Source organism: Steroidobacter sp. (assembly GCF_016790065.1).
GTDB lineage: Bacteria > Pseudomonadota > Gammaproteobacteria > Steroidobacterales > Steroidobacteraceae > Steroidobacter.
In genome coordinates this window covers 1-2,481 of record NZ_JAEUPY010000260.1, presented here as the reverse complement: position 1 = coordinate 2,481, position 2,481 = coordinate 1, and the positions used below count along the sequence as shown (strand labels likewise).

Sequence of the window (2,481 nt, the reverse complement as noted above, 5' to 3'; positions counted from 1 at the left end):
ACTGAGCAACGAGTTGCCCTGGAGAAGCTGGGCATCGGCCTGAATGCCATCTTGATGAACGGTCATACCGGCTTGCGTCGCCAAGTGATGCCGGCGGACGGCGATGTAAATCGGGCCGCAAACGTCGAGGAGATTCGCCGCATGCAAGACATCTTGCGAACGGATCTTGCCGCTGGCCGGTCCTTTGGCATGTCGCTGGGATTGGAGTATCACGGCGCGCTGAATACCTCGCTCGACGAACAACTCGCACTCGGCAAGGTGCTGGCCGAATACAACGGCGTATTCATTCCGCACGTTCGCAGCTCGGGCATCTCTGCGATGGGGTATCAGCCGAGCGCCGCTAAGGGTGTGAAGCCAGCGACGCTGGAAGATTCCATTCAAGAGACGTTGCAGGTCGCGGAGCAAACGGGTGCCACCGTCGTGTTCACGCACATGAAAGCACTGGGCACTGGCTATCGCGGTCAGGCGAAGCGCTTCATACAGACGCTTCAGGCTGCGCGGGACCGTGGTGCTCGTGTCTATATGGATGTGTATCCGTACGACAGTAGTTCTTCCGACGGCAGCTTCGTCGCGATGCCGCCCTGGATCTTCAAGGGAACGTATCGCACTAACAATGGCGAGTGGGACTATCGAGCGGACTTCGACGCAGCTTGGCAACAGGCCGATGCGGCTACGAAAGACAGCTTCGCCGCTGACGTTCGCCATCAGATCGCCCTGAAGGGCGGGGCGGAGAACATTCGAATACTGGAGTTTCCGCGTGCTGACTACGTCGGCCAGTCCTATGCAGAGCTGATGAAGCTACGTCGAGTGGATGCAGTCCAGCTCGCTATCCTCTTGCAACGCGAAGGCAATCCTCAGTTAGCGGGCGGCGCTCGCATGCGTTCTTTCAGTATGGATGAGAACGACGTCATCGCCTTCTTCAAGCTCGATTGGTGTGCGGTGTCGACGGACGGTTGGATGGTGCTGCCCGAAGAGGCCGTCGGCGATAAGAAGTACGACGACACTCATGGCCGGGTGTTCGGCAGTTACCCGCGCCGTCTTGCTTACTTCAGCCGGGATCTTGGCATAGACACGCTCGAACATGCCGTGCGCGCCGCGAGCGGCTTGCCGGCAGAGATTCTTAATATTCATGATCGCGGGCGCATTGCTCCCGGCATGAAGGCCGACGTCGTGGTGCTCGACCTGTTGAAGCTCAAGGACAATACGACCTATCTGGAACCCAGCGTCTATCCGAGTGGCATCGAGCATGTGCTCATCAACGGCGGCTTCGCTGTCGATGGCGGTGAGCGAACGCTCGCGCTTCGCGGCAAGGTACTGAGCCCATCGAGCGTCCCATCGCCATGACACTGAGTGAATGCGGCCGGGCGTGTCTGGTTGCCATCATCGCCAGCTCCGCTGGGTTCGCGCTGCCGATTCAAGCTGGAGACCAGCAGCCTGCGGTTACGCTCGCGGCAGCGAAGGAGGCTGTAGTCAGCGCTCGCAGCGTGTTGCGGCGGGGCTTCGATTCGAATCGTCAGCGCGCCATCGCCTGGAGCGCCGATGGCAATTTGTGGGTGGCGAGCGAGCCGGACTTTTCTCCACGCATATTGAGCGCTCGCGACCAGCAGGGTTCGATCACCCAGATCTATCCCTCGGGCGACGGACAGTCATTCTTCTTCGTGCGTGAGCAAGGTAGTTCTCCTGGGACCAAGGAGCTTCTGCAAGTTGCTATAGACAAAGCTGGCTCGGCAAAGCGAGTCGACAGCGGTGCCGACATTCCGACGCAGCTCAGCTTTGCCCCCAGCGGCGACGCCGTCGCATTCGTCGACGGCACGATGCTCTATGAGTATCGCCGCATAGCTGATGGTCAATGGCAACGTCGCGCATTGTTGGATGCCAGCGATCCTCGCAACACGGCAGCGATTGGACTGAGCGATATCGCCTATTCCGCGGACGGATCGCAGCTCGCCTGGGTCAGTCAACGCAAAGCTCAGCAGCGCTATGTCGCCGTCCATGACATTGCCAAAGGCGAGACTCGTTATCTGGATCCGGGCGTGTTTGTGGACCTGTCGCCGGTGTGGTCGCCGGACGGTTCCGAAGTGGCCTTCATTCGTTGGCCAACGAATCTGGTCATGAACTATCGCTTCAGTTCGGGGCGCGAAGGCGTGCCGTGGAGCATTGTGGCCGCGAACGTCAAGACAGGCGCTGCACGCACTGTGTGGAAGGCGGATGCCGGCCCCGGCAGTCTGCCGGCGGGATTCGATCTCATTTGGGCACCGTCGGGAGAGATTTTATTCCGGTGGGAGAAGACCGGTTGGAATCTGTTGTACGCAGTGCCGGCGAGCGGTGGGGCAGCGAGGTTATTGACTCCTGGAGACGGGGAGGTTCTGTCGCAACCCGCGCTGAGTGCGGACGGCCGCTCGGTGGTGTACTCCGCCAACATCGGCGATCTGATGCGTCCGCATCTGTGGAGCGTTGCTCTCGCGGGCGGAGCACCTAAGC

2 protein-coding genes are annotated in these 2,481 nt (G+C 60.4%); both read left to right on the top strand.

Annotation, left to right across the window (positions count from 1 at the left end):
* Positions 1-1,344, top strand: a 1,344-nt coding sequence (locus tag JNL55_RS11410) for an amidohydrolase family protein (RefSeq protein ID WP_293852948.1), incomplete at its 5' end; no start/stop codon positions are given.
* Positions 1,341-2,481 (top strand): TolB family protein (locus JNL55_RS11405; RefSeq protein ID WP_293852947.1); only part of this gene is annotated, 1,141 nt, incomplete at its 3' end. The genes JNL55_RS11410 and JNL55_RS11405, both read left to right, overlap by 4 nt.